21 protein-coding genes and 1 pseudogene are annotated in these 23,418 nt (G+C 65.7%); 12 read left to right on the top strand and 10 right to left on the bottom strand.

Annotated elements, in window-relative coordinates; genetic code table 11:
• Window positions 1-97: 97 nt before the first annotated feature.
• Together CJ177_RS23125 and CJ177_RS23120 are read left to right on the top strand one after the other, a co-directional pair.
• Window positions 98-910: an MIP/aquaporin family protein gene (locus CJ177_RS23125; RefSeq protein WP_197436056.1), complete on the top strand. Its 813-nt coding sequence runs from the start codon at window positions 98-100 to the stop codon at window positions 908-910.
• Between the two features lie 315 nt (window positions 911-1,225).
• On the top strand, window positions 1,226-1,807 hold the full coding sequence (locus CJ177_RS23120) for an SDR family oxidoreductase (RefSeq protein ID WP_095868668.1): 582 nt from the start codon (window positions 1,226-1,228) through the stop codon (window positions 1,805-1,807).
• Between the two features lie 149 nt (window positions 1,808-1,956).
• Here the strand turns inward: CJ177_RS23120 and CJ177_RS23115 are convergent, their stop codons facing one another.
• The 4 genes from CJ177_RS23115 to CJ177_RS23100 form a co-directional block, all read right to left on the bottom strand.
• Window positions 1,957-4,263: an acyl-CoA dehydrogenase gene (locus CJ177_RS23115; protein WP_095868667.1), complete on the bottom strand. Its 2,307-nt coding sequence runs from the start codon at window positions 4,261-4,263 to the stop codon at window positions 1,957-1,959.
• A 149-nt stretch (window positions 4,264-4,412) separates the two neighbouring features.
• On the bottom strand, window positions 4,413-5,075 hold the full coding sequence (locus CJ177_RS23110) for an enoyl-CoA hydratase/isomerase family protein (RefSeq protein WP_005249716.1): 663 nt from the start codon (window positions 5,073-5,075) through the stop codon (window positions 4,413-4,415).
• A gap of 201 nt (window positions 5,076-5,276) precedes the next feature.
• Window positions 5,277-6,614 carry an MFS transporter gene (locus CJ177_RS23105; protein WP_025433570.1) on the bottom strand — a complete coding sequence of 446 codons (1,338 nt, stop codon included), beginning with the start codon at window positions 6,612-6,614 and terminating at the stop codon, window positions 5,277-5,279.
• A gap of 57 nt (window positions 6,615-6,671) precedes the next feature.
• Window positions 6,672-7,850 (bottom strand): CaiB/BaiF CoA-transferase family protein, encoded by a 1,179-nt coding sequence (locus tag CJ177_RS23100; RefSeq protein ID WP_005249711.1) that lies wholly within the window; start codon window positions 7,848-7,850, stop codon window positions 6,672-6,674.
• A gap of 149 nt (window positions 7,851-7,999) precedes the next feature.
• On the opposite strand from CJ177_RS23100, the gene CJ177_RS23095 reads away from it, so the two are divergent.
• The 8 genes and pseudogenes from CJ177_RS23095 to CJ177_RS23060 all read left to right on the top strand — a co-directional run.
• Entirely contained in the window at window positions 8,000-9,238 is a 1,239-nt protein-coding gene (locus CJ177_RS23095; protein ID WP_005249709.1) for a CdaR family transcriptional regulator, read from the top strand.
• Between the two features lie 129 nt (window positions 9,239-9,367).
• On the top strand, window positions 9,368-10,687 hold the full coding sequence (locus CJ177_RS23090; protein WP_005249707.1) for an alkyl sulfatase dimerization domain-containing protein: 1,320 nt from the start codon (window positions 9,368-9,370) through the stop codon (window positions 10,685-10,687).
• The gene (locus tag CJ177_RS23085) at window positions 10,675-11,052 is read left to right on the top strand and encodes a YidH family protein (protein WP_025433571.1); all 378 of its coding nucleotides are present in this window, start codon (window positions 10,675-10,677) and stop codon (window positions 11,050-11,052) included. The genes CJ177_RS23090 and CJ177_RS23085 overlap by 13 nt, the downstream gene beginning before the upstream one ends.
• Window positions 11,049-11,366: a DUF202 domain-containing protein gene (locus CJ177_RS23080; RefSeq protein ID WP_037182791.1), complete on the top strand. Its 318-nt coding sequence runs from the start codon at window positions 11,049-11,051 to the stop codon at window positions 11,364-11,366. Before CJ177_RS23085 ends, CJ177_RS23080 begins: the two co-directional genes overlap by 4 nt.
• A gap of 48 nt (window positions 11,367-11,414) precedes the next feature.
• Window positions 11,415-12,287: an MBL fold metallo-hydrolase gene (locus CJ177_RS23075; RefSeq protein WP_257014641.1), complete on the top strand. Its 873-nt coding sequence runs from the start codon at window positions 11,415-11,417 to the stop codon at window positions 12,285-12,287.
• A gap of 135 nt (window positions 12,288-12,422) precedes the next feature.
• The gene (locus CJ177_RS23070) at window positions 12,423-13,787 is read left to right on the top strand and encodes a DDE-type integrase/transposase/recombinase (RefSeq protein WP_005245521.1); all 1,365 of its coding nucleotides are present in this window, start codon (window positions 12,423-12,425) and stop codon (window positions 13,785-13,787) included.
• Entirely contained in the window at window positions 13,784-14,626 is an 843-nt protein-coding gene (gene istB / locus CJ177_RS23065; protein ID WP_005245523.1) for an IS21-like element helper ATPase IstB, read from the top strand. The genes CJ177_RS23070 and istB overlap by 4 nt, the downstream gene beginning before the upstream one ends.
• A 73-nt stretch (window positions 14,627-14,699) precedes the next feature.
• A pseudogene (locus tag CJ177_RS23060) lies at window positions 14,700-15,029 on the top strand (alkyl sulfatase dimerization domain-containing protein); the annotation flags it as partial.
• Window positions 15,030-15,311: 282 nt separating this feature from the next.
• Here the strand turns inward: CJ177_RS23060 and CJ177_RS23055 are convergent.
• Window positions 15,312-16,772: a glyceraldehyde-3-phosphate dehydrogenase gene (locus tag CJ177_RS23055; RefSeq protein ID WP_005249698.1), complete on the bottom strand. Its 1,461-nt coding sequence runs from the start codon at window positions 16,770-16,772 to the stop codon at window positions 15,312-15,314.
• A 374-nt stretch (window positions 16,773-17,146) separates the two neighbouring features.
• Between CJ177_RS23055 and CJ177_RS23050 the strand changes: the two genes are divergently transcribed.
• Window positions 17,147-18,574: an IS4 family transposase gene (locus tag CJ177_RS23050; RefSeq protein WP_218835123.1), complete on the top strand. Its 1,428-nt coding sequence runs from the start codon at window positions 17,147-17,149 to the stop codon at window positions 18,572-18,574.
• A 36-nt stretch (window positions 18,575-18,610) separates the two neighbouring features.
• On the opposite strand, the gene dnaB is transcribed toward CJ177_RS23050, so the two are convergent.
• The 5 genes from dnaB to rpsF form a co-directional block, all read right to left on the bottom strand.
• A complete protein-coding gene (dnaB, locus tag CJ177_RS23045; protein WP_025433572.1) occupies window positions 18,611-20,815 on the bottom strand; it encodes a replicative DNA helicase in 2,205 nt (734 codons plus the stop codon).
• 573 nt (window positions 20,816-21,388) lie between these two features.
• The gene (gene rplI / locus CJ177_RS23040; RefSeq protein ID WP_005249695.1) at window positions 21,389-21,844 is read right to left on the bottom strand and encodes a 50S ribosomal protein L9; all 456 of its coding nucleotides are present in this window, start codon (window positions 21,842-21,844) and stop codon (window positions 21,389-21,391) included.
• Window positions 21,845-21,861: 17 nt separating this feature from the next.
• On the bottom strand, window positions 21,862-22,104 hold the full coding sequence (rpsR, locus tag CJ177_RS23035; RefSeq protein WP_005249686.1) for a 30S ribosomal protein S18: 243 nt from the start codon (window positions 22,102-22,104) through the stop codon (window positions 21,862-21,864).
• A 38-nt stretch (window positions 22,105-22,142) separates the two neighbouring features.
• Window positions 22,143-22,664, bottom strand: a complete 522-nt coding sequence (locus CJ177_RS23030) for a single-stranded DNA-binding protein (RefSeq protein WP_005249678.1) — start codon at window positions 22,662-22,664, stop codon at window positions 22,143-22,145.
• A 65-nt stretch (window positions 22,665-22,729) separates the two neighbouring features.
• Window positions 22,730-23,017 (bottom strand): 30S ribosomal protein S6, encoded by a 288-nt coding sequence (gene rpsF / locus CJ177_RS23025; protein WP_005249677.1) that lies wholly within the window; start codon window positions 23,015-23,017, stop codon window positions 22,730-22,732.
• Between the two features lie 161 nt (window positions 23,018-23,178).
• Between rpsF and CJ177_RS23020 the strand changes: the two genes are divergently transcribed.
• Entirely contained in the window at window positions 23,179-23,400 is a 222-nt protein-coding gene (locus tag CJ177_RS23020; RefSeq protein ID WP_160118546.1) for a DUF2945 domain-containing protein, read from the top strand.
• Window positions 23,401-23,418 lie beyond the last annotated feature (18 nt).

Here is a 23,418-nt window from a genome sequence, read left to right as displayed (position 1 = left end):
ATCCGGGCAGACGGTTGGCCGAGAACGACCGGGACCCGCTGTCCGGATGCGTCCGGAATCCACGCCGCTTCCGGCACACCAACACTAGGAGATCATGGTGAGTACCGCTTCGCCTCTTCCACGCCGGCATCCACTGGCGCGTGCCGCCGACGAGTTCGCGCTCACCACCGTCCTGCTGTTCCTCGCGGTGACTGTCGTCCGGTGGTTGCGTGATCCGGGCTCCACCCTCTACATCGCCGATCTAGACGTCGCACTTGCCGTCATCGGGGTTCTCAGCGGGATCATCCTCACCGGCCTGATGTTCAGCCCACCCGGCAGACGCGCTGGCGGGCATATGAATCCCGCCGTGACCATCGCCCTGTGGCTGATGAACGGCTTCCCTGGTCGCAGCGTTCCGCCCTACATACTCGCCCAACTTGCGGGTTCGGCGGTGGGGACGGTGCTCGGGCGCCTGGTGTGGGGGCGTGCGGTCTCGTTCCCTCCTGTCGACTACGCCGCGATCAGGGCCGCGTCCGCCTGGCGGCCCACCTCTGTCTTTCTCGCCGAGATGGGCTCGATGATGGTCCTGATCGTTGTCGTCGGGTTCTTCCTGGCCCGTCCCGGCCATGCACGCCTGCTGCCGTACGTCATCGGACTGTCGGTCGGGCTGGTCATCGCCCTCCTCGGTCCCCGCAGCGGGGGATCGATCAACCCCGCCCGCCAGTTCGGTCCTGCTGCACTCTCTGGGCGTACCACCGATCTATGGATCTACCTGGTCGCGCCGGTCCTGGGAGCGGCACTCGGGGCCTCGGTCGACCACGTAATCAACCGGCGGTTCCGCACACCGCACCACGAGCGGGACCCGAGATTGCATGAATACTTGCGCAACCCACAGCCCTCCGACACTCGTCACCTGGGGCCGGAGCGATGAAATCGTCGCATCCAGTGACCTCACAAGCCCATCCTCACAACCCCATCGGCCCTCACCGCGTCGGCCCCAACCCATTCGGTCACGATCGGGGAGGCCCGACAGAACGTCACAGGTTCAACCCGTTCCAGTGGGGCATCTGTCCCGGCATTTCTCCCCAGAGCCATTGCCTCCCTCGAGGGCCGCGGTGGTCGGGCTCCTTGGGCGTGCACAGAGGCCAGCGCTTCCGAAAGGGCAGGGACCCGTATGACATCACCGTGCCGCGGTTGACAGCGACGGTTCGGTTCTCAATTCCATTTCGTATAGTAAGGAGTAATCATGAGGATATTTCTTGCCGGCGCATCCGGCGTGATTGGGCAGCGGCTGATTCCCCGGTTGATTCAGGCGGGGCACGTAGTCGGCGGTATGACGCGCTCACCCAGCAAGACGGAGCTACTGGGCCACCTCGGTGCCGAACCGGTGCTGTGTGATGTCTTCGACCGGGAGGCTGTAATCCAGGCGGTTCGTGACTTCACACCGGACGTCATGCTGAACGAGCTGACCGATCTGCCGGATGATTCGGCGCAGATCGGTGAACACGCAGATCTGAACGCTCGCATCCGAACCGAGGGAACCCAGAATCTTATCGAAGCCGCGCGGCGGAGCGGGTCGCCGAAGATCCTGACTCAAAGCGTAGCCTGGCAATTGACTAACGGGACCGCCGCTCGGGCGGTCGCAGAATTGGAGCGGTCCGTTCTCGCCGAGGGCGGTGTTGTATTGCGCTATGGACAGTTCTTCGGACCCGGCACCTATCACGAGCAGCAACAACCCGAGGGACCTCGGGTTCATATCGACCGAGCTGCCGAACGAACGGTGGAGGCGCTGGGCGAGCCGACGGGCGTCGTCGTCATAGCCGACTGAGCGCGCGACCGGGATCCGGTTGGCCGTCGCGCTGTGCTGAATTCGGGGTAGTGAGTAGAAGTCGGGTGGGCAGTGTGGGCGCATAACCATGCTGCACACGGGGGTTCCGACCGGCACCGACGACTCGTCGACTACCTACAGTTGAGTGCCTACCTCGGCAAACCCAGGATCCGTTCGCCGATGATGTTGCGCTGAATCTGATTCGAACCGCGCGCGATCCGGCGGCCCCGGCTCTCGAGGAACACGCGCTGCAGGGAGTCGAGTTGATATCCGACCCCCTCGGGGCGGGTCAGAGCCGACGCCCCGAGAAGCTCCAGCGCCGTCGACCCGAAAATACAGTGGTATTCCGACCAGTTGATCTTGTCGATCGCCAGTAGCTCGTGCACGGCCTGCCCCTCTGCAACGCGGGCACTGATCACGGAACCAACGGCACGCATCAACTCGACCTCGACCACCAGTTCCGCCAACCGCTGGCGGACGATCACGTCGCCGAGCCGACCGTTCTTGTCCAGTCGCTCCACCAACACACCGAGTTCGTGGCGATAGCCGACGTACTGCGTCGCCGCCTTGCCTGCCCGCTCGGCACCGAGTGTGGTCATCGCGACCGCCCAACCGTTGCCGAGCCCACCCACCACATTGGTCAAGGGGGCGCAGGCATCGGCTATCCGTTCCTGCGCAAACCCTCTGTCACCCGACGCCATCCGGATGGGGTCGACGTCGATGCCGTTGTCCGTCATGGGAACAAGGACAAACGAGATGCCGCGGTGTCTCGGTGCATCGCGGTCGGTGCGGCACAATAGGAACATCATGTTGGCCTGATCGCCGTTGCTGGTCCAGATCTTGTCACCGGTTATCCGCAATTCGTCGCCGTTCACGGTTCCGCTGGTCCGCAGCGAGGCGAGATCGGATCCGGTCTCGGGTTCGGAGAAGCCCTGGCACCACGTGTCTTCGCCCGACAGAATGCGGCACAGGAACCGGCGCTTCTGGTCCTCGCTCCCGTGCGCCAACAGGGCGGGCGCAAGCAGGGTCTCGCCCATTCCGAGTTGCGGGCGTCGAAGTCCCGCGCGCGCGAACTCCTCCTCTACTACCAGAGTTTCGACCGGTCCCAGTCCTCGGCCGCCGTGTTCCTCCGGCCACGACAGGCACAGCCAACGCCCCTTCCGCAACAGATCGGTCCAGTGCTTCTCGGCATCGGTGTCTTCGTGCCCGAATGGTTCCTGCGCGTATTCGAGCGGTCTTCCCTCGGCGCGGTGCTCGGCCAACCAGGCGCGGACCTCGGTCCGCAGGTCCGCCAGCGGAGCGGGTTCGTCGGCCCGCGCCGGCGCCTCGAACGCGGTGCCGGTGGCGAGGACTCCGGCGAGCAGACGCTCGCGGTGCCACGCCGACGATCCGAACATCAGCTGATCGGTCTTCGCCCGCTTGAGATGAACATGAGCCTCGTGCTCCCAGGTGAAGCCGATCGCGCCGTGCAGTTGAATCGTCTCGCCGGCGATCTGCAGGTACCTTTCGGCCCCCGCGACGCAGAGCAGGCTCACCAGTGCCGGCAGTTCCGGCGCTTCGGTATCCGCGGCGTGAGCGGCAACGGCGACGGCAGCGGCGACCGGTTCGAGCGCCCGGATCGCGTCCGCTAGTCCGTGTTTGACTGCTTGATTGGTACCGATCGGACGACCGAATTGGTTGCGGGTCTTCGCATAGTCGGTTGTCAGGTGCAGGCACCGGCGAGCGCCGCCGACCCTCTCCGCCGCCTGCACGACGAGCGCCTTGTCGAGCGCTCGGGACAGTGCCTCCGAAATGTCTGCGGTGCCACTGATCCGTTGCGCTGCTGCGCTATCGAAGGTGAGAGTCGTCAGCGGACGGGTCAGGTCCAACGCCGGCTGCCGGACCCGCAGAATGCTCGCGTCCGATGGTTCCACCAGAAACAGGCCGGTCCCGTCTTCCGTCCGGGCGACGACAACGACCGTGTCGGCGCAATGACCGAAGAGCACGTGATCGGCCCGTCCGTCGATCCGCCAGCCGTCGCCGTCCGGGTGCGCACGCACCGCTTCCGAGCCGGCCTGCCACCACCCGTCGGCGTCGGCAAATGCCAGACACCCGAGACGAGTGCCCGCGGCGAGACCTGGCAGCAGCTCATGGAGCCAACTCTCCTGGGCGCAATCCGCGATGGCGAGCGTGGTCAACACCGAACTCGCGAAGAAGGGGCTGCACGCTGCGGAGCGTCCGAATTCCTCGGCGACCACGACGAGGTCGCCGATACCCGCGCCTGATCCACCGTATTTCTCGTCGACGAGCATTCCTTGCAGTTCGAGTTGTTCGGCCATCGTTGCCCACATCTCGGGTCGGTATCCGAGTTCCGTGTCCTGGACGGCCAATACTTCGGCCGGTTCACTGGTTGCGGTGAGAAACTCCCGAACCGCGTCGCGAAGCGCGCGGTGTTCTGCAGTTGTCGTCATACCCATTCGATTGTCTCCTTCGAGTCCCGTGCAAGCACCATCTCGGTCCGAATCCCCAGACCTGGGATGACCGGGCGTCCTGCGACCTGTCCGCCCGGTTGTGCATTGTGTTGTCTTGTGGTTTTTCGACGGCAGGTGCCGCCGTGCGCACGCACTTACGCGGGCAGTGTTCTGCGCGTCAGAATCGCTTGCTTCATGGCGATTCCCCCGCCGTTGCGGTAGGCCGCAATCTTGTCGGTGAGCTCGGTCGCCCGGCCCAAAACCTGCTCGTCCGGCACCATCGCGTAGGCGAAGCTGCGCCGCAATAAGTCAGGACCGTACTGACGTTCACAGGCCAGCGTGAGCTGCAGTGCCTGGTTCACGTCATATTTCGCGAGCAACCACCGCAGATTGTTCGGCGCAGCTACCCCCATCTCCGCCTCGCTGACCATGAGGAACGACGTCTCTCCCACCACAAGGAGGTCACAAGCCAGCACAATCGCCGCAGCACCGTTGACAGCGGCCCGCTCCAGCGCTCCGATCAGCGGTTTCTCTAACCCGGACAGGTTCGTGTGCAGGTCGGCGAGCGCCGCCGTGATTGCCGGCTCACCCGGGCGTACCTCGGCCAGATCCAAACCGGAACTGAAGCACCCGCCCGCGCCGTGCAGCAACACCGCGGTCACTGTGTCGTCGTCCTGAGCGTCAGCGAACGTTCTGGCGAGCTGGGTGACCATCGGCACCGTCAAGGCGTTCTTCCGCTCGGGACGATGTAGTTCTATGTCCAGCCGTCCGCTCTGATGGTGCCGAACGACCACGACATCGCTCTCCGTAGAACTCACGACATGCTCCTCACGAGTCCGTCGAACTGCCCGGCGGGAGCAGCCGGCCACCCCGTGGCGCGTTCGCCACTTGTCATCGGACGCACGTTGCCTCCCAACAACATTGGTGTGCTCATCGCTTCCTTCCACAATCGCTGACGACAGGCTCGAGCACTCAGACCACGTTCGTGGACGGCGGTGCCGTCGACCGTTCGGTTCGGCCTACTTGTTCGGGTGGTGTGCGGCGATCGTGGTTGCATCACGTTCGGGGTTGACCAGGACGGCGGCGGCGAGTGCGCCGACCAGCATGATGACTCCCACGATGACGAAGCCTCGGCCGTATCCAGCGGCGGTGTCGGCGGCCCCGGAGACGAGGGAGCCGATGAGAAGTGGTGCCGCGACACCGCCGAGGCTGTAGATCGCGACGGTGATCGACATGACGGATCCGCGTTGCTTGGCGGGCACCACATCGGAGAGCAGGGAGAAGGCCAGTCCCCAGGCTGCGGTGTTGAGAGAGAACGCGAGCGCGATCAGCACCATTTGAGTGGGTCCGACGGGCAACACGGTGAATCCGATCATGCACACGCCGCCGGCGGCGAGTAGGCCGGCCGCGAACAGGGCGCGGGCGGTGCGGGACGATCGTCCGGCCAGCGAGAGGCGGGTGGAGATCAGGCCGGCGAGGAACGTCAGGATGACGGCCGCGGCGAAGGGCAATGTGATCAGCAATCCGGTGGCGTTGGCGCTGTAGTGCAGGCCTTCGCGCAGGTACAGCGGTAACCAACTCACCTTCAACGCGGTCGCCCAATAGGAGCAGAACGAGAAGATCGCGACACCGATCACTGTGGGGCGAGTCCACAGGAGCCGGACGGGCACGGTGTCGGGAAGCGTCACCGCCTGATTCCCGGTTCCTGCCCCGGCATTGCCGGCGGGTCCTTCACCGCCGATGAACAGCCAGGCCACCAGCCACATCACTCCGGCGGCCATGAGTACGAGAAACGCTGCGTGCCAGCTGTAGCTCTGGATGATCCAGGTCAGGACCGGGGCGGCAATCAGCGGGCCGAGAGAGGCTCCCATGATGACTACCGAGGCCGGTAGTGAACGACGCTTGGGGGAGAACCAGGTGTGGGCGATCTGCTGGGACAACGCCCCGGCGGGGCCTTCGGCGAATCCGAGCAGCATTCGGCAGGCGAGGAAGACCCCGAACCCGACCGTCGTGGTCATCGGGGCCAGGCTGAGCACCCATAGACCGACCAGGCCGGCGAGGAGCCATCGCGCGGAGATGCGGCCGCCGAGGGATCCGAGGGCGACCGCGCCGACGGCGAAGAGCCAAAAGAACGCGCTCTGCGCGGTGCCGAACTGCTGATTACTCAACCCGAGGTCGGTCTTGATCTCGACGCCGGCGAGGCTGACGACGACCTTGTCGGCGAAGTTGATCAGCATGAAGGCCATCAGCATCAGGGTGATGATCCAGCCACGCCGGCGAACGCGCGGGCTGTCGAGTTCAAGGTCGGCGGCGAGGCCGCCCTCCTCGGCGCGGGTTTGCGGATTCTGCAGGGACACGAGGGCTCCTGGGGGTCGTAAGCGGTGGAGGGGTAGTTGGCGCCGGCGGCGGTCAGGTCACGTCAGGGAGTACTCGCCCAGCTGGTAGTGGGCGACGATCTCGTGGCTGTGTTCTCCGAGTTCGGGGACCCGCCCGGCGTCCGCGGTGCGGGGGGTGCTGCGGGAGCGGTAGGGGAGTCCTGGGATGGAGTAGGTGTGTCCGTCGCCGGTGCTGCCGGTGGTGAAGATGCCGCTGGCAATCACATCGGGGGCACTCGGGACCTGGTCGTAGGTGCGTACGGCGCCGGCGACGATGCCGACGGATGTCAGGGCCGCTAGGGCGGCTTCGGTGTCGAGGCCGGCGAAGAACGGTGTGAGCGCGGCGAGGAGTTCGCCGCGGTGGGCGACCCTTGACGGGTTGTCGACGAAGCGGGGATCCTTCGGCAGGTCGGGTTGGCCGGCGAGGTCGCAAAGCTGGGCGAATCGCTGCTCGGTGTAGGCGGAAATGACGATCGAGCCGTCAGCGGTGGGGAAGATGTCGGCGGCCGGTGCCGCGGTGGGTTGTCCGTTACCGCGCCGGTGGGGCGCGACGCCGGTGATGGAGTATTCGCCCCAGTTCACGCATTGCAGGTCGATCGCCACATCGAGCAGTGAGACGTCGATGTCGTCCCCGAGGCCGGTACGTTCTCGTCGGAACAGGGCCGCCAGCACCGCCTGGGTGACCACGTAGGAGGTGGCATGGTCAACGAGCGGGAAGCCGACGCGTTGCGGGTCTCCGTCCGCCTCTCCGGTCACTGACATCATGCCGGTTTCCGCCTGGGCGGCGATGTCGAGGCCCGGCCGGCGGCGGGAGGGTCCATCGGTGCCGAAGCCGGACACCGCGGCGAGGATGACGGTGGGATTCAGTTCGCGTATTTCGTCGGCCGACAGGCCGAGCTTTTCCATCACCCCTGGTCGCAGGTTGTGGATCACGACGTCGGCTCGGGCGATGAGGGCCCGGGCGTGGCGGAGATCGTCCTCGGCTTTGAGGTCGAGGACGATCGACTTCTTGCGCCGGTTGTAGGCGCGCATGATGGCTTCGCCGTAGACGCCGATCCCGCGTGCCTGGTCGCCGCCGGGGCCTTCGATCTTGAGGACGTCGGCGCCGAGGTCGGCCAGGGTCTGCGCGGCGCCGGGCGCCGCGATGTACTGACCGAAATCGACGACCGTGATCCCGGACAGGGGCAGGTCATCGGGAGCGTACTCGGAGTCTGGCATCGTTCCTCATTCTGGGCCGGTGTGGACTTCGGGGCTGGTGGAGCCGTTCTGGTCCTCAGCGTGGCCGAATGGGTTGCTGTCGTACCATCGGCGGCGGTCACACTCTTCACGTCAGTAGTGTGTGACCCGTCACACCTAGGAGGCGTTCTATGCGCACCGCGCCCACGGACGAGGCAACCAAAGACGATCTGCAGGGCACGATCGCCCGTATTCGCCGGTCGGTGCCGCGGATGGCACGGGCAATCATCGACCGCTACATCGCCACCTCGCCGCTCTACACGCAGACCGCGGTGCCCGAACATTTGCACCGGGAAAGCGCCCACACCGTCCGATCGCTGCTCGAGGTGTGCCTGCGGTCGATCACCGACGAGTCCATCGACGTCGCCGACACGATGCGCGAGAACATCGAACGCGGCACCGAACGAGTCGCGGAAGGGTTGCCGCTACGGGAGTACATGCGCTGCTGGCAGATCGGATTCGACGTACTCGTCGAAGAACTGGAACGCGAACTCGGCACCGACCACGGACTGTTCTGGTTCGCATACCGCCGAGCCCATATCACCTTTGACTGCATGCTACGAGAGGTCGTCTCCGCGTACGAGATCCACGCGCACGACCTCATTGCGGCGCAAGACCGAAACCATGCCCCCGCCATCGATGCCCTCCTGCGCGGCGACGGGTGGGTGTTCGACGACCCCGACTCCATCCCGGCCGAACCGAGCATCATGTTGCTGCGCATCGGTGAGACCCCCGCCGAGGGATCCGGCGACCGGAACGCCCGATCACTGGCGGCCACACGGAAGGTCCGCGCGATCCGCGCCCACCTCGCCAGGGCGGTCCCCGGCCTGTGGCTCGTCGATGTCCGGCCTCGGCACGCCCGGATCGTGATGCATCCACCGATCGGGGCTCTCGACCCGCTGGCCGTGGACCTTGCGCGGATCAGCGGCGCACCGGTGACGATCGCGATCGAGGACGCCACCTCGATCGAGGATCTTCCGCGTGCCGGCACCACGGCCGCCGAGGTACTCGACATCGCGATCCGGTCCGGCCGCACCGGCACGGTCAGCCGAATGAGCGATGTCGCACTTGCGCACCATTTCGCCCACACCAGTGCGTCGCTGCCGGTGCTGCTGGAGCGCTGCGCCCCGTTGCAATCGCGACCGGACCTGGTGCACACCCTCCGGGTCTATCTGGCCAGCAACCTGGACCGGCGCGCCACTGCGGACACCCTGGTGGTGCACCCCAATACCGTCGACAACCGGCTCAACCGCGTCCGCGAGCTGACCGGCCTCGACGTACACATCACCACGGAGCTCCTTACTCTTGCAGTCGCGGTCAGCGCCGCCACCGACGACCCCGACGCGGAGGCACCCGCAGTGAATCTGTGATCGGTCACAGACCGGGGCCGGCCGGGGTGTGCGCACAGACGATTGTTCGGCTGATGTCCGGTGCACAGAATGAGGCGCACGGGACTTCGCAGCGTCGCGGTCCGACAGCCAAGCCGAGGAGAGCGCCACATGACGGACATCATCGACTACGCCGACAAGGTCTGGAAGGGCGAAGCCAACCAGAACGCCTACCACCACGGAGACCTCCGGAAGGAGGGAATGCACTACATCGCGGAAGGCGCCTACATGTGGCCGGCGTTCGGCAACGTCTACGTATTTCCCACCAACGCTGGTCTTTTCGTATACGACACCGGTGACCGTCGCACCGCCGAAGACCTGTTCGCAGCCACCCGGCGAATCTCCGAGCAACCGGTGCACACGGCCGTCTACTCGCACGGACACGTCGACCACGTCTTCGGCATGGACCCCTTCGACACCGAAGCACGCGAGCGCGGCTGGACCCGCCCCACGGTCCTCGCACACGAAAACGTAATCAGCCGGTTCGACCGCTACAAGAAAACCCGCGGCTACAACGGCATCATCAACCAACGCCAATTCCAGGCACCGAACCTGACGTGGCCGGCCGAATACCGATACCCCGACGTCACCTTCACCGACCAGACCACCCTCACCGTCGACGACCTGCAGGTGCAGCTCCATCACGCCCGCGGTGAGACCGATGACGCCGCGATCGCCTGGATCCCCGACCGCAAGATCCTGTGCTGTGGTGATTTCTTCATCTGGGCCAGCCCCAACGCCGGAAACCCACAGAAGGTGCAACGCTTCGCACACGAATGGGCCCGAACCCTGCGGTGGATGGCCGACCTGGGTGCCGAAATCCTCCTCCCCGGACACGGGCTCCCGGTCCTCGGCGCCGACCGAATCCGCACCACCCTCACCGATGCCGCCGAACTCCTGGACATCCTGCATGGCCGCACCCTCGAGATGATGAACGCCGGAGCGACCCTCGACGAGGTCGTGCACACCGTCACCGCCCCCGCCGAACTCCTCCGCAAGCCCTACCTCGCACCCTCCTACGACGAACCGGAATTCGTCATTCGCAACGTCTGGCGCCTCTACGGCGGCTGGTACGACGGCAACCCCGCCAACCTCAAGTCCGCCCCCCGCACCGACCTCGCCCGCGAGATCGCGGACCTCGGCGGCGGCGCCGCCCAACTGGCCGAGCGGGCCCGCGCCCTACTGGCACGAGGCGAACACCGGCTGGCGGGACACTTCGCCCAGATGGCCACCGACGCCGATCCGCAGAGCCGCGACTCGCATCAGGCCCGCGTCGACATCTTCGGCCGGCTGGAACAAGGCGCCACTTCCACTATGGCGAAAGGTGTCTACGGGTGGGCAGTGGCGGAATCGCGGGCCTTCCTCGACGGCAGCGACCACGCGACCGAACTGAAAGCCAAAACGGCCGGCCGCGCGCGATGGGCATTCTGACCTCAGACAATCCCCGTCCCTCAGCGGACTCAGGTTCGGTGGATGAGGAACCGGACTACCGGTACACGCTGGCGAACGAACGCACCTACCTGGCATGGATCCGCACCGCTATGGCGCTCCTGGCGGCAGGTGTGGCTGCCCATCAGTTACTTGCGTTGCCCTCCGGGGCACTGCAGATGACGATCACGATGGTGTGTTTCGGGCTGGCCACCGTCCTCGCCTCCGGCGCGTATCTGCGCTGGAAGGCCGCGCAGTCGGCCATCAGGCGGAACCTGCCACTTCCGGGCTCCGTCCTCGTGCCCTCTCTTGCGCTCGGATTGGGGATCCTCACGCTCCTCGCCGCCGGAGCGGCATTGTGGTCATGATCGGGTCCGTCGACCGGGATCCGGGACTACAACCAGACCGCACCGCGCTGGCCTGGCGGAGAACCACACTCTCCGCCGCCGCGACGACGGTGGCGCTCCTCCACATACCCACCGCCCATGGTCACCGCGCTGCTTCGCTCACCTTGGTACCGATGGCGGTGCTACTGCTCGTGATCACGTACATCAGCCACCGACGGGGCCGTTCGCTGCAGCGGGGGAGTCACGGAATGACCCGACACCATGCCTTGCTGGTAGCTCTACTCCTCACGGCCACAGCGGTCGCCGCTGCCGCGACCGCCGCCCTTGTCCGATAGCCACACTCTCGAACCACAATTCGAAGCACACACTGGAAGGAGACACCGATGCCCGTTGCGGAAGTCGACAACAACCCGCTGTTCGGAGGCACCGAAATCACCGTTGTAGCCCCAGGAATCTTCACGATGGGCCTACAGGGAAACAGCTTGGCCGTAGAAACCGATGAGGGATTGCTCGTCGTCGACTCCGGACCGAGTCCATCCGTGGTTCCTCAGGCACTCGCCCAACTCCGCGAGCACACCGACCAGACAGTCCGCTGGATCGTCTACAGCCACGGCCATCTCGGTTACAACTACGGTGTGCCAGGGTTCCTGGCCGAAGCCGAAAGGCGCGGAGAACCCCGCCCGACGATCATCGCCCACGAGAATGTCGTCCGCCGCTACCGTCGCTACATCGAGACCGCCGGACTCCAAAACCACATCAACTCCCGCCAGTTCCGTCGGCCGATCGAAGAGTTCGCACCAGTGCCGACCCTGACGTTCCCCGACCAAACCTACCGGGATGCAATGACACTCGGCGGCCCGACCCGCCAGGTTCGGCTGTTGTGGGCACCTTCGGAGACGAACGATGTCACCGCCGTGTGGTTGCCTCGAGAACGGATCCTCTACGGGAGCGCCGCAGTCATCGACAGCATCCCGAACATCGGCACGCCCATGCGCACCATGCGGGACGCCGTTCGGTGGGCGAACACCCTCGACAGTCTTGCTGCCCTCAATCCTGCCGTCCTGATCCCCGAGTTCGGATCAGTCATCCACGACGTCGGCGCCGAGCAGCTGGCCGCCACGTCGGCGGCACTTCGCTGGCTGCGCAGAGCCGTCGTGGAACGCCTCAACAAGGGAATGGGCGTCGATGACATCGTGCACGATATCGACTACCCGACCGAATTGTTCGAGGTCCCGTGGATGCGACAAGCCTACTGACGGCGCTCGCTGAAAATGCTCAGTTCTGCTTACCGAAAGTGCTCACCCGTGTGGCTCCGCCGATGAGGGCGGGTCTCCCTCGATGCTGGTGGTCTCTGACCACACACCAGCGATTCGAAGGAGACCCGCAATCTCATGCTGACATGGGAGGAAGACGTGGAAGTACACGCACTGCACAAACAGGGTTGGACGATCTCGGCGATCGCCCGCCACACCGGCCGCAACCGCCGCACCATCCGCAACTACATCAACGGTGTCACCACCCCCGGTATCCGCAAACCCGCACGTGAGGACCCCTTCGAACCGTTCGTCGAGTACGTCACCTGCCGGCTGCGGGAGGACCCGCACCTGTGGGCCCGCACCCTGTGCGACGAGCTCGAGGATCTCGGCTACCGGTTGTCGTATCCGACGCTGACCCGACAGATCCGCGACCGCAAACTCCGCCCGGTGTGCGAGGCCTGCGCGAACGCCACCGACCGGGCGAACGCGATGATCGACCATCCGCCCGGCGAGGAAACTCAGTGGGACTGGGTCGATCTGCCGAATCCACCCGCCTCCTGGGGCTGGGGCGGGATGGCGCACCTGCTGGTCGGCTCCCTGGCGCATTCGGGGCGCTGGCGCGGGATCCTGGCACCGGCGATGACCCAACCGCACCTCGTCGACGGCCTCGACCGGGTCAGCCGCAAGCTCGACGGCGTGACGAGGGTGTGGCGGTTCGATCGGATGGCCACCGTCTGCCATCCCGAGTCGGGCCGGGTGACCGCGAGCTTCGCCGGCGTCGCGAAGCACTACGGCGTCTCGGTGGCGATCTGCCCACCCAAATCCGGGAACCGCAAAGGTGTGGTCGAGAAGGCCAATCATACTGCCGCGCAACGATGGTGGCGCACCCTTCCGGACGACGTCACCGTCGAACAGGCCCAACAACGCGTGGACGAATTCTGCCGGCTGCGGGGCGACACCCGGATGCGGGCCACCGCCAATGGCAAGGCATCGGTGGCGACGGTGGCGGCCGCCGAACCGTTGACCGTGCTGCCGGCCACGCCGTATCCGGCGATCCTCACCGAACCCCGGACCGCATCGCGGCAGGCGCTGGTGTCCTACCGCGGCAACCGGTACTCGGTGCCCCCGGAGCTGGCGTCGGCGCAGGTCACCGTCACCCAAGTCCTCGGATCGGAGGTGATCGACATCGTCACCACCGCGCAGATCACCATCGCCCGCCACCGCCTCGCCCCGGACGGCGCCGGGGTGATCGTCCGCGACCACGGCCATGTCTACGCGCTCGAGCAAGTGGCCATGGCCGCCGCCGGGTCCGCCGGGCGCCCGCACCGCCGGAAAGAACGGATCCCACCCGGACCCGCCGCGATCGAGGCCGCGGACGTGTTGCGCCGCACCACCACCACAACATCGAGTGCGGTCGAACCCTCGGCTGCAACGGCCTCGACGGTCATCGACCTGTCCACCTACGAGCGGGCCGCCCGCGGAAGGAACACCCTCGCATGACCACCACCCCGATCCCCGATGCGGTGCCGGCGCCGAACACCGCCGAGGCGGCCAGCCTCTACCAACGCCTGCGCGGCCATCTGGCGGTACTCAAACTCCACGACGCCGCCGAAGCCCTGCCCGCGGTCCTCGACCGCGCGCAACAAACCAACCTGTCGATGACCGCCACCCTGGAGGAGTTGCTCTCGATCGAGGTCGACGCTACCGAGGCCCGCCGACTCGCCGGACGATTGCGGTTTGCGTGCCTGCCGACACCAGCGTCGCTCGAGGACTTCGACTTCGACGCCGCCGCGGGCCTCGACCGGAAGCTGATCGCCGAGCTCGGGACCTGCCGCTACCTCGAAACCGCGACGAACCTCCTGCTCATCGGCCCGCCGGGGGTCGGCAAGACACACCTCGCGGTCGGGCTGGCGCGGGCCGCGGTGCACGCCGGCTACCGCACCTACTTCACCACCGCCGCGGACCTCGCCGCCCGCTGCCACCGGGCCGCGATCGAGGGCCGGTGGGCGACGACGATGCGGTTCTTCGCCGGCCCCACCCTGCTGGTCGTCGATGAACTGGGCTATCTCCCGTTGCCCGGCGAGGCGGCGTCGGCGCTGTTTCAGGTTGTCACGCAACGGTATTTGAAGACCTCGATCATCATGACGACAAACCGCAGTGTCGGCGAGTGGGGTCAGGTCCTCGGTGACACCACCGTCGCCGCGGCCATGCTCGACCGGCTCCTGCACCGGTCCGTGGTGCTCAACCTGGACGGGGACTCCTACCGCCTTCGGGATCATCACGCCCGCTCCGAAAACCTCCGCAAAGCCACCACCACACCCCGCCAACCGCTACAGTAATCACCGCTCACAGGTGGGCACATTCACCGAGCAAGTCTGAGCACTTTCGCCGAGCGTCGTCACCTACGGGCATCGGGACTTCATCGTGCGGGACATCGTCCGCTCGGAAACCGGGTGGTGGGACGGCAACCCGACCCACCTACACCCCGCCCGGCCCGACGTCGCCGCCAACGCACGCGCGGCAGCGATCACCGACAAGCAGGCCGTGCTCGACCAGGTACACCGACTGCGTGACGCCGGACGGGTTCAGGAAGCGCTACACGTCGTCGATCTGCTGGCACTCGCGACCGCAGACTTCCCAGAGGCTCACCACGCCCGCACACTTAAATCCGAACTGAGTGCGCTTCTGGCCGAAGACGCACCCAGCTACGTCTCGCGCAGCTTCTATCGCGCCGTGACCTGAACGGCACACAGCAAGATGAGAGGGCGGAGCCGGTCGATCTTGCGCGACTCTCGCCCGGCAGATCGACGAACGTCAGCTCGTAAATTCCGGACGCGAACGATCCGGAGGGGTTGATTCCCCCCGCGCTACGATCCATCGACGGGCCCTCGGTGCCGGAAAATTTCAACGTCGGGAACCATACGAACGATGAGCTTTCAGCGGCGAGGCCCACCGAATACGCGACGACGCCCGGGAGAGCAGCCACTGCTCGGCCCAGGCGTCGCGAACCTACGGTGCCGCCGGTCAGCCCACGGACATCGCATCAGCGGCGTCGACCGCGGGGTAGATGGGGTACTCCACACCGGACAGGTACTGGACAGTGCGCACCACCTGGCACGAGTATCCGAACTCGTTGTCATACCAGACGTAGAGGATGGCGGTGTCGCCGTCGACGATCGTCGCGTTCGCGTCGACGATGCACGCGGCGCGCGAACCGATGAAGTCACTGGACACGGCATCGGTTGCAGCGGTGTAGTCGAGGTTCCGGCTCAGAGCTCCGGTGAGCGACTCCTCGCTGAGATGCTCGAGCACCTCCTCCCTGGTGGTCTCACGACCCAGCTGAAGGTGGAGGATGGCGACGGATACGTCCGGAGTGGGAACGCGGATCGAGTTGCCAGTGATCTTGGCATTCAGCTCGGGGAGCGCCTTGGCGACCGCCGACGCGGCGCCGGTCTCGGTGAGCACGAGGTTGAACGGCGCCGAACGACCACGACGGTCGGCCTTGTGATAGTTGTCCAAGAGGTTCTGGTCGTTGGTGAACGAGTGCACGGTCTCGACGTGGCCTCGAGACACACCGAATTCGTCGTCCATGGTCTTCAGCGGCGGGACGATGGCATTGGTGGTGCAGGACGCGCACGACACGATCTGCTCGTTCGGGTCGAGGTCGCGGTGATTGACGCCGTGCACGATGTTCGGGACGTCTCCCTTGCCGGGCGCGGTGAGCACCACCTTCGCGACTCCGGGGCGGAGGTGCTTCGACAGTCCTTCGCGGTCGCGCCAGATTCCGGTGTTGTCGATCAGGATGGCGTTGTCGATGCCATGCTCGGTGTAGTCGAGGCTCTCCGGGTCGTTGCTGTAAATGAACTTGATGACGTTGCCGTTGGCGATCAGCGTGTTGTTGTCGGTGTCGACCTTGATCGTGCCGTTGAACTGCCCGTGGACGGAGTCACGGCGCAGCAACGATGCGCGCTTGGTCAGATCGTCGCTGCCACCCTTTCGGACCACCACGGCACGCAGGTTCAGCCCATTGCCCGAGCCGGCCTTCTCGATAAGCAGTCGAGCGACGAGGCGACCGATACGCCCGAATCCGTACAGGATCACATCCTGCGGCTGCGCGGGACTCGTCTGGGCGCCGCCGACCAGGTCGGCGAGGCTCCGTGCAACGAACTCTGGGACCGATGCTCCGTCACCGTTGGCGCGATAGGCCATCACCAGCAGTCCGAGGTCGATCTTCGAGGGCCGAAGATTGAGGTGAGTCAGCGCTTCGAGGAAGGGGAACGTCTCCTCGACCGACAGTTCATCGCCGCTGATCTGCCGGGCGAAACGATGGGTCCGCAGGATACTGATGACCGACTTGTTCACCAGGGAGCGACTGTGAAGCAGAATGGTCACCGAGCTTCTGCGGTGCAGGCCGCCGATGATCGGGATCATCGCCTCCGCGAGAGCTTCCTCGGAGTTCCACTGGGCCAGTTCCACTGTGCTCATTACGCTTGTCTGCCTTCCCGGCTCATGTGGCGTGTCCTTAGGTGGGATGCCGGCGAGCGCACACCGCTCCACCAGCCGTGACCTGGATCACCGGACCCGGTTTCGCGACTCGCGGACACCGGCGCGCCCGACGCACTCATCATATGGAAGCGTGTCGTCGGGCCGACAAGCCGGTCGCCGAAACGTCCGGTGGGACGAGAATCCGGCCATCTCGCAGGGTCTGACGACCGACGAATTGCCCGAGCGGTAGCCGTCAGGCAACAGGCAGAGTGTAGGAGGAGGGAGGGGCGGCCGCCGGCACTAGCCCCAAAGCCGTGTAGTTAACGGGGACGGCTGGCGGTCAAGAATGCGGGTCTTGGGCGTGTCGTGCGCGAATGGGTAGCGGAGCTCCGGTAGAAGAGGGCGTCCTCCAAGACATCCTCGACCCAGGAGCTCCGCTGACTACTGATTCTGTCATCACCCGTGTCGTCACCGTCGCGGGAGGCCGGTTCGCCCCGGGTCATCTCGGGGAGCTGACCCGAATCGTGGGCTTCGACATGGTCGACGCCGCATTGGCCGAGACCGGCAAGGTCCAGGCCCGGGTGCGTGATTTGCCCTCGCGGGTGGTGGTCTACCTGCTGCTGGCCGCCGGGCTGTTCGCCGAGGTGGGGTTCGGGCAGGTGTGGCAGCGGATGATCGCCGGACTCGACGGGCTCGCGGTGGCCACCCCGTCCGCCGGAGCGCTGGCCCAGGCCCGACGCCGGATCGGCCCGGCACCGTTGCGTGCCCTGTTCGACCTGCTCCGCGGCCCGGCCGCCGGCCTGGCCACGAAGGGCGTGTACTGGCGGGGGCTACTGGTTACGGCCATCGACGGCACCATGATGTGCTGCCCGGACACCGTGGCGAATTTGCAGGTCTACCACCGGGGCGGCGGGTTTCACGGCGGCACCGGGTATCCGATGGTGCGCCTTCTCGCTCTGGTGGCGTGCGGCACCCGCACCGTGATCGACGCGACGTTCGGTGCCAGCAGCGTCGGGGAGACCACCTACACCCTCGACCTACTCCGGGGGATGCGCCGCGGGATGATCGTGCTGGCCGACCGCAACTTCGCCTCGCAGGCGTTGCTCGCCGCGGTCCGCGACACCGGTGCGCACCTGCTGGTCCGGGTCAAGAACAGCCGCAACCTCCCGGTCTGCGCCCGCCTGCCCGACGGCTCCTACCTGTCCCGGATGGGCCCGGTCGAGGTCCGTGTCCTGTGCTGCGAGATCACCATCACAACCAGCGCGGGAGCTCGCAGCGAGACCTACAAGCTGGTGACCACCCTCCTCGATCCCGACTGTCCCGCAACCGAAATCGTCCGCCTCTACCACGATCGGTGGGAGATCGAGACCGCGTTCCTGGAGCTGAAATCGACGATCCTCGGTGGCCGGGTGCTGCGCGCCCGCACCCCACGCGGGGTCGAGCAGGAGATCTACGCGCTGCTCGTCACCTACCAGGCGTTGCGCGTCGCGATCACCGACGCCACCCTCGGGTGCCCCGACGTCGATCCCGACCGTGCCAGCTTCACCATCGCCCTCAACGCGGCCCGCGACCAACTCATTCACGCCGCGGGTGTCATCGAAACCACCGTCGTCGACCTCGTCGGCATCATCGGCGAACGCGTCCTCGACCACCTGATGCCCGCCCGACGATCACGAACCAACCCCCGCGTGGTCAAACGAGCGATCTCCAAGTTCGTCGCCAGCACTGCCCGCGGCCGCACCCGAGGGCCAAGTCTCAAGGCCACCATCGCCATCAACATCCTCACCGACATCGACCCTTGACAACACAACCCACGACTTAACTACACGGCTTTGGCACTAGCCCCGCGCCATGTCGACGAACTTGGACAGGTGAAGCTGGTGCGCCACGGTGATTGTCGCTGTCGGGCCGTTACGGTGCTTGCCGAGGATGAGGTCGGCCTCGCCGCCGCGGGGGTCGTCGCGTTCGGTGGCGTCGGGGCGGTAGAGCAGAATTACCATGTCGGCGTCCTGCTCGAGCGATCCCGACTCACGAAGGTCGGCGACCTGGGGGCGCTTGTCCTGTCGCTGTTCGGGACCACGGTTCAGCTGACAGATCGCGACCACGGGAACCTCGAGTTCCTTCGCCAAAAGCTTGAGGCTACGGGAGAACTCGGAGACTTCCTGCTGACGTGACTCGACCTTCTTACCCGAGCTCATCAGCTGCAGGTAGTCGATCACGATGAGCTTGATGTCGTGTTTCTGCTTGAGCCGCCGGGCTTTTGCGCGGATCTCCATCATCGTGAGGTTGGGGGAGTCGTCGATGAACAGCGGCGCTTCACTGATCTCACTCATACGTCGAGCGAGCTTCGTCCAGTCGTCGTCGGTCATTTTGCCGGAGCGCATGTCGCCGAGCTTGATCTTCGCCTCCGCCGACAGCAGACGCATGACGATCTCGGTCTTGCTCATCTCGAGCGAGAACATGACGCTGGCCATGCCGTGCTTCACGGAGCAGGAACGCAGGAAGTCCATGCCGAGGGTGGAGTTGTGGGTCGGCACCATAGAACGACCCGCGAGGTACAAGTGGTCGGCGTTGTCGACCTCGACGCACCGCACGGGGACACTCTCGATCGGGCGCACCGCGACGATGCGTCGCGAACCACTGACCGCGCCGCGAAGCTCCTTGTGCCGGATCGCCTTCCGATGAAGCTGGAACACGTCGTCATCGGCGCAGAAGGTGACGCCACCGTCGACACAACTGCAGTCGTATCCCAACCCGACGACGAGTTCGGCGACATCCTCCGACAGCGGGGGGTTGACGGTCTCGAACCGCACGGAGCCGTCATCGGCAACCGATCCCGCCACATCGAGCAGGCCGGCCAGCAACTCGCGACGCTCCGGCTCGGAGCCGCGCAACAGTTCCGCCGGGATTCGCTTGGCGTCGGCCGGAAGGATGAGTTCTTCGGTACCGACGGGCATCTCCGGATCGGAGAGGCCCTCGATGGTGAGCGAGGCACCCAGAGCGTACGGGTCGACGCGCACAGTCGACGTCGGCAACTGCAGCGCACGGGTGTGCGCGACCTGGTGGCCGCGGTCGATCGAACCGGCGATCCGAGCCGTGGTGCGGACGGCGGCCTCGCCGTCAACGGCCGTCAACCACTGATGCTGCTCGTCGGCGACGAGGACGGTGCCGTCGGAGAACTCCACCTCGTAGCAGGGCCTGCCGACCATGATGTCGGTGGCGGCGACGACGCGGGTGGGCTTGCCGTCGGCGTCGATGAGGTGGTCGCCGACCTGGACGTCGCCCATGGTGGTCCAGCCGGTGGGTGTGGCCAGGGGAGTGTCGAGGGCGAGCGCCTTACCGACACCGGGTCGGGCCGCGACGATGATCATCTGGCCGGGGTGGAGGCCGTTGGTGATCTCGTCGAGTTCGACGAAGCCGGTGGGCACACCGAGGGAGATGCCGCCGCGGCTGGCGATGGAGTCGATCTCGTCCATCGTGGGCTGCAGGAGCTCCTCGAGGGGGACGAAGTCCTCGGTGGTGCGGCGTTCGGTGACCTCGAAGATCTCGGCTTGCGCGCGGTCGACGACCTCGGCGACGTCCTGACCGTCGGCGCCGGTGTAGCCGTACTGGACGATGCGGGTGCCTGCGTCGACGAGGCGGCGCAGGATGGCCTTCTCCGCCACGATCTCGGCGTAGTAGCCGGCGTTGGCGGCGGTGGGCACCGTCTGGGTGAGCGTCACCAGATAGGGCGCTCCACCGATGCGACGGAGCTCGCCACGACGATCCAGCTCGGCGGACACCGTGACCGGGTCGGCGGGCTCACCGCGGCTGTAGAGGTCCAGGATCACGTCGTACACCGACTGATGCGCGGGACGGTAGAAGTCGCCGGGACGGAGCACCTCGAGCACGTCCGCGATGGCGTCCTTGCTGAGGAGCATGCCGCCGAGCACCGACTGCTCCGCCGCCATGTCCTGAGGTGGCTGCCGGCCGAACTCTTCGCCGGGCTCCGCGTCAGGCGGACCCGGGTATTCGGAACGGCCCCGATCGTCTACTACAGCCACTCGACCGACCTTCCCCATCACTGTTGCGCCACCCCGGAAAATGCTTCCCGGTGTTGGTGCCCCGAACTCTTTGTACTCGCCCCTACCGACAACCTTCGCAGGCTCTTCGCGGCAGCCGGCGTCGTGATCGCGAGACACGCCGGGACGACGTTAGGGATTAGCTACCCGCTGTTCAAACCAGCCTGTGTACACAGCTGGGGACAAATTGTGTAAACCGCTGGGTACGTTTGTTAACCCCATGGGGATAACCTGAGGATAAGTGCATATCACAATCCCAAAAACCCAGATCAGAGCCGTTTTTTGGTTTCTCACCACTGTGGATGAAAACCCGTTCGGCGTGTCTTTCACGTTGACGACTCGGGCGTGTTGAGTTGGTCGCCCCTGCGTGGCAATATGATCCACCTCACAGATCGTCGGCGGGGCGGCTAACTTCCAGACACAGCTGGAAGCCGCTCCTCCGCGTGCTTCACACCCGTGAAAACAGGCTCGAGAGGGCGGCTGTGAGCCGGAATCGACACGCACAGACCCCCCACACGCCGAGGCGTCCGGGGGGCCTGTGAGTAAACGAGTCGACTAGGCGCCGACGACGTTCAGGTGGAACTTCGCAACCACGTCGGGGTGCAGGTTCACGACGATGGCGTGCTTGCCGGTCGCCTTGATGTGAGCCTTCGGCAGCTCCAGGCTGCGCTTGTCGACGACGGGTCCACCGGCGGCCTTGATGGCACCGGCGACATCGGCGGCGGTAACCGAACCGAAGAGCTTGCCCGAGTCACCGGCGGTCTTGACCGACAGCGAGACGTTCTCGAGGCCCTCGATGGCGTCCTTCAGCTCCTTGGCGTGGTCGAGTCCGCGCACGGCGCGGGCTTCCTGCGCACGACGGATGCCCTCGACCTGCTTCTCGGCGCCACGGGTGGCGACGATGGCCAGGCCGCGGGGCAGCAGGTAGTTGCGGCCGTAGCCGTCCTTGACCTCGACGGTGTCGCCAGGCGCACCGAGGTTGTCCACGTCAGCGGTGAGGATGAGCTTCATGTCTTTCCTCCCTTTCCTTAGCGAGCCACGGTGGCGTAAGGCAGCAACGCCACCTCACGTGAGTTCTTGACGGCAATGGCAACGTCGCGCTGGTGCTGGACGCAGTTGCCGGTGACACGGCGCGCGCGGATCTTGCCGCGGTCGCTGACGTACTTACGCAGAAGCGTCGTGTCCTTGTAGTTGATCTGCGTGTTCTTCTCTTTGCAGAAGATGCAGATCTTCTTCTTCATTACCTTGTCGCGCAAGGGCGGCTTCGGCATTAGTTTGCTCTTTTCTGGATGTTCCGATCAGGTACGGATCAGAACGGGGGTTCGTCGCTCCCGCCACCAGAGCCTCCGAAGGAGCCGGACGCCTGCGGCGCGCTGCCCCACGGATCATCTCCGCCGGTGTTGGATTGCGGACGTCCGCCGCCCGATCCGCCGGAGGAACCGAAGCCACCGCCGCTGCCGCCACCACGGTTGGCCTTGTTGACCTTGGCCGTGGCGTACCTCAGCGAGGGGCCGATCTCGTCGACCTCGAGCTCGACGACAGTGCGCTTTTCACCTTCACGAGTTTCGTACGAACGCTGCTTGAGCCGGCCGCTCACGATCACTCGCGAGCCACGGGTCAAGCTCTCCGCGACGTTCTCGGCTGCCTCGCGCCAGATGTTGCAACGCAGAAACAGTGCTTCGCCGTCTTTCCATTCATTGGTCTGACGGTCGAAGGTGCGGGGCGTGGACGCGACAGTGAAGTTCGCGACCGCGGCACCCGCGGGGGTGAATCGAAGCTCCGGATCAGCCGTCAAGTTTCCGATGACGGTGATGACGGTGTCGCCTGCCATATGGTTCCTCCTGCAGAATGTGGAGTTCGGTTGGGCACGAGCCTAGGGCTGGTGACCGACAGAAATCACTTGTTGTGGCGCAGAACCTTCGTACGCAGCACCGACTCGTTCAGACCGAGCTGACGGTCGAGCTCTGCGACGGTGGCGGGAGTAGCGCTGATGTCGATCACCGCGTAGATGCCTTCGCTGTGCTTCAGGATCTCGTAGGCGAGACGACGCTTACCCCAGACATCGACCTTGTCGATCTTGCCGCCGTCCTGGCGAACAACATTGAGGAACGTATCCAGCGAAGGAGCAACAGTGCGCTCGTCCAGGCTGGGGTCAAGGATGACCATCAATTCGTAATGACGCATAAGACCTCATCACCTCCTATGGACTAGTGAAAACGGCCACGGACTGTCCGTGGCAGGAGGGTCGTTGCGTCAGCAACCTTTGCAGGTTACACGACGAGCCCCTGACCAGCGAAATCAGGCCGGCCGGTGTGACACCGGGAACCGCCGGGTACGCCGACACGATGGCAGAGGAGAAGAAATTCCGACAGGGCGACGAGGTGGAGTGGAAGACCCACGGCACCACGACGTCGGGGACGGTCGAGGAGAAGATCACCGAGGACACCGAGGCGGCGGGCCGCACGGTGCGGGCGTCCGAGGACGACCCGCAGTACCGCGTCGTCAGCGACAAGAGCGGGCGGGACGCCGTCCACAAACCCGATGCCCTGCGCCGGGCGAGCGACTGACCTCCGCACCCGCGGCGT

Origin of the sequence: Rhodococcus sp. ACPA1 (genome assembly GCF_002300195.1) — a bacterium.
GTDB classification, from domain to species: Bacteria; Actinomycetota; Actinomycetes; order Mycobacteriales; family Mycobacteriaceae; genus Rhodococcus_F; species Rhodococcus_F opacus.
Note: the sequence above shows the minus strand (reverse complement) of the source record. Positions and strands in the feature narration are given on the sequence as shown.

Bases quoted from the DNA above. Each gene is read 5' to 3' on its own strand.
- CJ177_RS23120 (WP_095868668.1), top strand. From the start codon at position 1,226: ATGAGGATATTTCTTGCCGGCGCATCCGGCGTGATTGGGCAGCGGCTG.
- CJ177_RS23115 (WP_095868667.1), bottom strand. From the start codon at position 4,263: ATGGGTATGACGACAACTGCAGAACACCGCGCGCTTCGCGACGCGGTT.
- CJ177_RS23100 (WP_005249711.1), bottom strand. From the start codon at position 7,850: ATGCCAGACTCCGAGTACGCTCCCGATGACCTGCCCCTGTCCGGGATC.
- CJ177_RS23095 (WP_005249709.1), top strand. From the start codon at position 8,000: ATGCGCACCGCGCCCACGGACGAGGCAACCAAAGACGATCTGCAGGGC.
- CJ177_RS23090 (WP_005249707.1), top strand. From the start codon at position 9,368: ATGACGGACATCATCGACTACGCCGACAAGGTCTGGAAGGGCGAAGCC.
- CJ177_RS23085 (WP_025433571.1), top strand. From the start codon at position 10,675: ATGGGCATTCTGACCTCAGACAATCCCCGTCCCTCAGCGGACTCAGGT.
- CJ177_RS23080 (WP_037182791.1), top strand. From the start codon at position 11,049: ATGATCGGGTCCGTCGACCGGGATCCGGGACTACAACCAGACCGCACC.
- CJ177_RS23075 (WP_257014641.1), top strand. From the start codon at position 11,415: ATGCCCGTTGCGGAAGTCGACAACAACCCGCTGTTCGGAGGCACCGAA.
- CJ177_RS23070 (WP_005245521.1), top strand. From the start codon at position 12,423: ATGCTGACATGGGAGGAAGACGTGGAAGTACACGCACTGCACAAACAG.
- istB (WP_005245523.1), top strand. From the start codon at position 13,784: ATGACCACCACCCCGATCCCCGATGCGGTGCCGGCGCCGAACACCGCC.
- CJ177_RS23055 (WP_005249698.1), bottom strand. From the start codon at position 16,772: ATGAGCACAGTGGAACTGGCCCAGTGGAACTCCGAGGAAGCTCTCGCG.
- CJ177_RS23050 (WP_218835123.1), top strand. From the start codon at position 17,147: ATGGGTAGCGGAGCTCCGGTAGAAGAGGGCGTCCTCCAAGACATCCTC.
- rplI (WP_005249695.1), bottom strand. From the start codon at position 21,844: ATGAAGCTCATCCTCACCGCTGACGTGGACAACCTCGGTGCGCCTGGC.
- rpsR (WP_005249686.1), bottom strand. From the start codon at position 22,104: ATGCCGAAGCCGCCCTTGCGCGACAAGGTAATGAAGAAGAAGATCTGC.
- CJ177_RS23030 (WP_005249678.1), bottom strand. From the start codon at position 22,664: ATGGCAGGCGACACCGTCATCACCGTCATCGGAAACTTGACGGCTGAT.
- rpsF (WP_005249677.1), bottom strand. From the start codon at position 23,017: ATGCGTCATTACGAATTGATGGTCATCCTTGACCCCAGCCTGGACGAG.
- CJ177_RS23020 (WP_160118546.1), top strand. From the start codon at position 23,179: ATGGCAGAGGAGAAGAAATTCCGACAGGGCGACGAGGTGGAGTGGAAG.